The sequence below is a fragment of the Binatus sp. (SeqCode) genome (genome assembly GCF_036522015.1).
Classification (GTDB): Bacteria; Desulfobacterota; Binatia; order Binatales; family Binataceae; genus Binatus.
Window position 1 is genome coordinate 1 of the sequence record NZ_DATDGQ010000311.1, and the last position, 6,303, is coordinate 6,303.

The 6,303-nt window shown below is 61.1% G+C and carries 6 protein-coding genes; 2 read left to right on the top strand and 4 right to left on the bottom strand.

What is annotated here, in order from left to right:
- The 4 genes from VIW95_RS13205 to VIW95_RS13220 all read right to left on the bottom strand — a co-directional run.
- A partial coding sequence (locus tag VIW95_RS13205; RefSeq protein ID WP_331587240.1) for an ABC transporter transmembrane domain-containing protein occupies positions 1-1,149 on the bottom strand: 1,149 nt, incomplete at its 3' end.
- 84 nt (positions 1,150-1,233) lie between these two features.
- Positions 1,234-1,995, bottom strand: a complete 762-nt coding sequence (locus VIW95_RS13210) for a glycosyltransferase family 2 protein (protein ID WP_331587242.1) — start codon at positions 1,993-1,995, stop codon at positions 1,234-1,236.
- 8 nt (positions 1,996-2,003) lie between these two features.
- On the bottom strand, positions 2,004-3,071 hold the full coding sequence (locus VIW95_RS13215; RefSeq protein WP_331587244.1) for an Mrp/NBP35 family ATP-binding protein: 1,068 nt from the start codon (positions 3,069-3,071) through the stop codon (positions 2,004-2,006).
- 114 nt (positions 3,072-3,185) lie between these two features.
- A complete protein-coding gene (locus VIW95_RS13220; protein WP_331587246.1) occupies positions 3,186-5,042 on the bottom strand; it encodes a hypothetical protein in 1,857 nt (618 codons plus the stop codon).
- Positions 5,043-5,187: 145 nt separating this feature from the next.
- On the opposite strand from VIW95_RS13220, the gene VIW95_RS13225 reads away from it, so the two are divergent.
- Positions 5,188-5,868, top strand: coding sequence for a TetR/AcrR family transcriptional regulator (locus VIW95_RS13225; RefSeq protein ID WP_331587248.1), 681 nt, complete (start codon positions 5,188-5,190; stop codon positions 5,866-5,868).
- 104 nt (positions 5,869-5,972) lie between these two features.
- Positions 5,973-6,303: hypothetical protein (locus tag VIW95_RS13230; RefSeq protein ID WP_331587250.1), on the top strand; the 331-nt coding region annotated here is incomplete at its 3' end.

Sequence of the window (6,303 nt, forward strand, 5' to 3'; positions counted from 1 at the left end):
AACGTCCTTCAGCGCGTACCTGTAATGACCGTTAGCCGGGCTGCCGTTCGATTCCGCCAGCGCGCCCGCCACGCCGTCGCGCAAAAAATAGCTGAACGACACGTGGTCCCATTCGATAGCGCCGCGCACGTCTAGCTGCACACCACCGTCTTCGAGCTCGCCAGCCTGCGGCGGCGCGGCAAAGATCTCGTTGAGACGTTTCATCGCAGCTTTCGCGCGCTGATAGACCGAAATCATGTAGCCCATCGAGGTGACCGGCCACGCCATCCTCGAGAGGTAGCCCATGAAGGCGACCAGGTCTCCGACTTCCAGCTTCTGGCGCGTGACCATTGAGCCGCCGTAAATCAGCAGGACCATCACCGCGACGGTCGAAGTGCCGCGAATCATCGGGAACATCGCGCCGCGCAGCCGCGCGAGCGCCAGGCCGAGTTCGTTGTAGTCGTCGTTGGCTTTGCGGAAGAGCGCAGACTCGTGATCCTCGAGCGCGTACGCCTTCACGACGTGAATCCCGGCCAGGCTTTCCTGCACCTTGGATTCAATTCCGCCGAGACCTTCCTGCACCCGCAGGTTGCGTACCATCAAGGAATTCGACAGTTGCTTCATTCCAATCATCAGCAACGCGTAAGGCACGATCACGACGAGCGTCAGCTTTACGTTGGCGCTCAGCATGAAGATGAGCGCGAAGGTCACGGTTGCAGGCGCGTCGGCGAACGTCACCACGCCCATACCGACCATCATCCGCACGGCGGTCAGGTCGTTGACCAGCCGCGACATCAGGTCGCCGACCTTGTGCTTGTCGTAAAAGTCGGCGCCGAGATGGGTCAGGTGGACGAATAGGTCGTTGCGCAGATCGTACTCGATATCGCGGCCGGTATTGAAAATCGTCATGCGCGAAAGCCATCTCGCGACGCCGCCGAGGAGCGCCGCGCCACACAACATCAACACGATTCGATCGAGCGACTCCTGCGCGGGAAGGCCCAGCTTCGCTAGCGGAGTGAAGGTTTGCGCGTGATGCGCCTGTACGGCGCTGATTGCGGCGCCGCTCAGATAGGCGACCGTCATGCCGCATGCCGACGCGACCAGCGTGCACAGCATTCCGAGTCCGTACCAGGTCCAATACCGGCGAACGTAGAAGAACAGTCGTTTCATGGGCTGACGGTTAAAATATCAGGTCTGCGGCGCGATAGAAGTGGCTGGCGGGAAAAGTTTCAACCGCTTCGTGGCAGCTGCGCGTCACAGTCCGGTGCGCGATTTCAGCCGGCGCTCGTAGAGCTTCGCGTATTTCAGAAATACATAGAACGCGGCCGTCATCGCGGCGTACAATCCGCGGCCGCCGTCGCGGAACCCGCCGCGTATAATATAAAAATTGAAAAACCGCCACGCTGGATTCCCGATCATTCTGAACGGTGTGAAGGCGTTGGGCTCTTGCTCCATCGCCGCGCGCGAGCTGAACCGATTAATCGTCGCGACGTGATCGGAAATATCGCGATAGCTGAAATGCAAGATCGGCTTGTCGAGCCGCTCGACGCGTCCCTCGACTACGACCTTGTCATGCGGATCGCGGCCGCCAATATGCCCGCACTCGCGCCGGAACAGCCGCACAGGGGTGTCGGGGTAAATCGCGTGCGAGTAGTAATGTCCCAAGTGGTACAAGATGCGGCGAATCCGGTAGCCGTCGGCCGCGTTCGGCGACGACACCGCGCGGATAATTTCTTCGCCAAGATCGTGCGTTGCCTGCTCGTCGGCGTCCATCAGCAGCACCCAGTCGCCGGTCGCGCGATCGAGCGCCATCTGCTTCTGCATCACGTAGTTGGTGAATTCGTGGGGCACGACGACGGCGCCGAGTCCGCGCGCAATCTCGACCGTCTTGTCGGTCGAAAACGAGTCGATGATTATCTTCTCATCGCAGAACCACGCGCTCTTCAGGCACTGGGCGATCAGCGCCTCTTCATCGCGCGTAATCGTGATCAGCGAAATCTTTGGGCGATCTGACATCCCTTAAATCAAGAGGCGTGCTGCGCTTCGGTACGGTCGAGTCCCTCGATCACCTTCGATGCGATTGACTTGAACGCCGCGCTCACCGGATGAGCCGGGTTGGACGCGACGATGGGGCGCGCATTGTCGCCGCCCTCGCGCAGCTCGCGGACCAGCGGCAACTCGCCCAGGAACGGCACGTTGAGCGACTCCGCCAGCCGCGCGCCGCCGCCATGCGCGAAAATTTCGTGGCGATGGTTGCACTTGCGGCACAGGTAATAGCTCATGTTCTCGACGACGCCGAGAACGGGCACGTGAACTTCGTCGAACATCGCGACGCCGCGCTTGACGTCGAGCAGCGCGATCTCCTGGGGCGTCGTCACGATCACACCGCCGTCAAGCGCCACCCCCTGCGTGATAGTCAGTTGCGCGTCGCCGGTTCCCGGGGGCAGATCGAGCACCAGGCAATCCAGCTCGCCCCACTCGACGTTGAACAGGAATTCCGTCTCGAGCTTGGTGACCATCGGCCCGCGCCAGATGACCGCCGTCTCGTCGTTGATGAACAGCGCCATCGAGATGTACCGAATCCCGTACCGCTCCAGCGGAATGATGCGCCGCTCGGGCGTGAGCGTCACCGCTTTCTCGACCCCGACCATCATCGCGACGCTCGGCCCATACACGTCGGCGTCCATCAGGCCGACGCGCCATCCCAGAGCGTGCATCGCGAGCGCGAGATTCACCGCGACCGTCGATTTGCCAACGCCGCCCTTGCCGCTCGCGACCGCGACGATATGTTTGACGCCCGCGATACTCCGCGGCTGCGCCATTCCGGCCGCTGCCTTCGGCGCAGTCGCCGCAGGCTGCTCGATCTGGACGTTGACGGCAGGCACGCCCGGCATCGCGGCGACGGCAGCCCTCACCTCGGCCACAATTTTCTCGACGACTTCGGGCTTGGCCGACGCCATCGTGAGCGACACGGTCACACCCGCATACGCAACTTCGATATCCTTGATGATCCCGAACGACACGATGTCGCGGGTGAAGCCGGGGTATTTTACTTTCTTGAGTTCCGCGAGAATTTCATTTGGACTCGGCATTATGCGAATCGGACCTGTCGCAGTTTCGATTAGGATGCGGCTGCGCTACGAAAGCGCGACGCTGATGTTATCATTCCCGAACCGCCGGAAAAACGACAGGTCGAACGCGTCGGCTCAGCCGAAGATTCCACTTACTGACGGCAGCTTCTCAGTCTGGTCGAGCGCTGGCGGACTCCATGGGACATAAACGCCATCTTGCCAGCGCATCCAGCGCAACGAAGGATCTTCCAGCGGTACTGGAAACTCGTACAGCACCTGCGCGGGGTCACCTTGCGCGTCAAGAGCCTCGACCACGATCGAGAGACCTGGCAGTTCAAAGTGCTCCCCCGGCGAAAAGCAATCATTCTGACTGCGCACAAAACGACTGAATGCCGTCGGAAAGAACCCACCGGGAAAACGTACTCGCAGCGACCGCGGCCCGACGCGAGTGACTTCCAGCGTCCCTCCCGAAGAGAGCGCGCGCAGGTGCCGCGGCATCGGCAGGTTCTCCAGCTGTTTCACGGTCCAAATCGCGGTGACGAGGTAGATGTGGTCGCGCGGGTTAATCAGCACCAGGTCCTGGGACGCGATCCGCGGATCGCTTGGGACACTTGCCATCGCACGCTCCATCCTGGAGCTGACGTTTGCCTGGTAGTCGATCCGGGCGATCCCGAGTAACGGAGCGGCGACCACATGAGTGAGAAGGAGAAGGAGCGTTGCAGCCCACGCAAATCCCTTCCAGACACGGGATACCGGCGGAACGAAAGAGGATATGAAAACGACCTGCGTCAGTTGAGCGAGAAGTGCCATCGAGCCCAGGCCGACGAAACCCAACAAGCGATTCTCGGGACCAACGGCGGCAATCGGTATCAACGAAAGCAGCGCGCCGAGGCCCCAGAACCGCGCCACCCGGTCGCGCGCGACCAACGGGATAAAAAGAACCGCCACGATCGCAGCGACCACGAAGCTGAAGACGCTCATATGGAAGAACGCCGTAGTGCCGGGCGCGTTGGCCATACTCATCTCGGCGGGGAGCGGCGACCATTGTCCCACCAGCAGGAACGCAGCCCGCTGGCAAAATGAACCGGCGAAGCCGAGCGGATCACGAAGTGGGTCCAGGTAAAAGCCGGAGCCGTGCGAACCGAAATTGCCAAGCCTGTAGATCGATGCCCACGCCCCTAGCACTCCGCCATGAGGCAGGAGCCGCATGAGCCTCGCTCGAATTCCGTCGCGATCGATGGTCAGCGCGTAGGAAAACAGGTACGCCACGGTAGCCAGGCCCATCTCGCCTGCGGACAGCGCCAGCGCCAGCATCAACACGCTCAGCCACCGGGTCCTCGCGCCTCCGTGCTTTCGCCAGCGAACGAACGCCAGCACGCTCAGGAATCCAAAGCAGCAGGCAATCAAGGCGTTGCGGTTGGCCAGGTATGCCGCCGGCACGGCATGCGCACCGTCCAGCGCGTACATCAGAGCCGCCAGCCCGGCTATCCAGGTTGCGCCCAGCACCTCACGATAAAGAAGCGCGGCCACCAGAACCGCCGCTGACAGCCAGAGCAGACTCTGCAGGTGCATCAGGGCGGGATGGTTCGGCCACAGGCGATAATCGAGCATCATGGTAAGCGTGCTCGCGTAACGCAGAAACGCCTGATGCAGGTCCGGCGAACCCCACCATGGCATTGTGCCGAAATTGATCTGGCTCAGGTTGTGCGCCCGATCGATGTATTGGATGAAGGTATTAATCGGTCTGGAATCGCCGTAACCGAGAAGCGTGGCGCGCTGAAAATAGTCGTCGAGCTGCCAGCCGCCGGTTAGCGCCGGCAGCATCCCGACGACTGCCAGGATGGCGACCACCAGCGGCAGCCGGCGATCCGCGAGCGCCTTCCCGATGCCGGCCGCAACTCGATCGCGCATCGATGCGGGACAGGATCGCTCCGCGTCGGCACGAAGCGTCTGTTCGACGTGATCAGCCGAGACTCCATCCGGCGGTTCCATCGACTTTTGCATAATAGTGAAGTAGACTAAATATATATGGTTAACCAAAGTCAACGCAGCGGGATCGCTGCGGCGGGCCGTCGGGAAAAGCGGCGTCTCAGTCCGGGGTTCCTTTCGCGACTCTCGACGTGTAATTGATCGGGCGATGGGCTTGCGCGAGGAGAAGAAAGCCGAGCAGCGCCGCGCGATTCTGAATACGGCGGCCGCGATGTTTCGAAAACGAGGTTACGAGGAGACCCGCGTCCGCGACATAGCCGAGCGGCTGCGGATCAGCGAAGTCACTTTCTTCAACTACTTTCCCACCAAGGATGCTCTGATAATGGCGTTCGCGGTGGAGATGCTCGAGTTCTCGATCGTGTCTGTCAAACGCGAACTCGAACGCGACGATTGCAGCGTACCCGACCGTATTCGCGGCGTGATCCGCCAGTGGGCGACCTCGTGGGACTCAGATCCTGATTTTCATGCTCTCGTTGCAAAGCAATCGAGGTTGATGACCGATGTGAAGGGCGTTCTGCGCGACAGATCTCTGGAGCTCTACGAGCAATACGAACGACTCTTCGCCGAAGGCCAAAAGCGCGGCGAAATCCGCGCCGATCAGAAGCCGCTGCATCTCGCGGAAATGATGGAAGGGATGCTCATACTTATTGCCGGCAACTGGGTTAGCGGATGGTGGGAAAGCAGGTCCGATTCTCTTGAAGAGCGTTTCATGAATGCCATGACCGTCTTTCTGGAGGGATGCGGACCGGTGAAGCCTGTCAGGTCGCGAGCATTTCGCGCGCAGCGTCGTTTGAAGGCCACGCCGGCAAAAAAGGTCCGCCGAGTTTGATTCCGCGATGACGTCGTCGCTGCGCTACCAAAGCGCGACGCTCATGTTATCATTCCCCAACCGCCGCAAAACGACGGGCTGAACGCATCGGGAACTACGGGAAAATGAGCAAAGCAGGCGTCGTCGCGCCCCGAATCCGCTTCAGTGCCACCGCCGGCGAAGTCGCGACTTTCGCCGCCTGCGATCTGTCGAGCGGACTTGCAACGATGCTCGGAGCCGAAGTCGCGTCGACACCCGACGCATCGCTGACGCCAACCGAAATCAGAATCGAACTCGGCGACTCGATGACTTCCACACCCGCATCACCAATCGCGTTTGACGGGGACAGCTTCGACGTCTCGCGCGGGGCTGAATCGATCGCAATTCGCGCCGGAACCGAGCGCGGACTGATCCGCGCGGAGTCGAATCTGCTTGAAAAGCTCGGCGCGAAATTCC

What these genes read in the sequence shown, in the direction of transcription:
- VIW95_RS13220 (WP_331587246.1), bottom strand. Translation starts at nt 5,042, where the DNA reads ATGGAACCGCCGGATGGAGTCTCGGCTGATCACGTCGAACAGACGCTT.
- VIW95_RS13225 (WP_331587248.1), top strand. Translation starts at nt 5,188, where the DNA reads ATGGGCTTGCGCGAGGAGAAGAAAGCCGAGCAGCGCCGCGCGATTCTG.
- VIW95_RS13210 (WP_331587242.1), bottom strand. Translation starts at nt 1,995, where the DNA reads ATGTCAGATCGCCCAAAGATTTCGCTGATCACGATTACGCGCGATGAA.
- VIW95_RS13215 (WP_331587244.1), bottom strand. Translation starts at nt 3,071, where the DNA reads ATGCCGAGTCCAAATGAAATTCTCGCGGAACTCAAGAAAGTAAAATAC.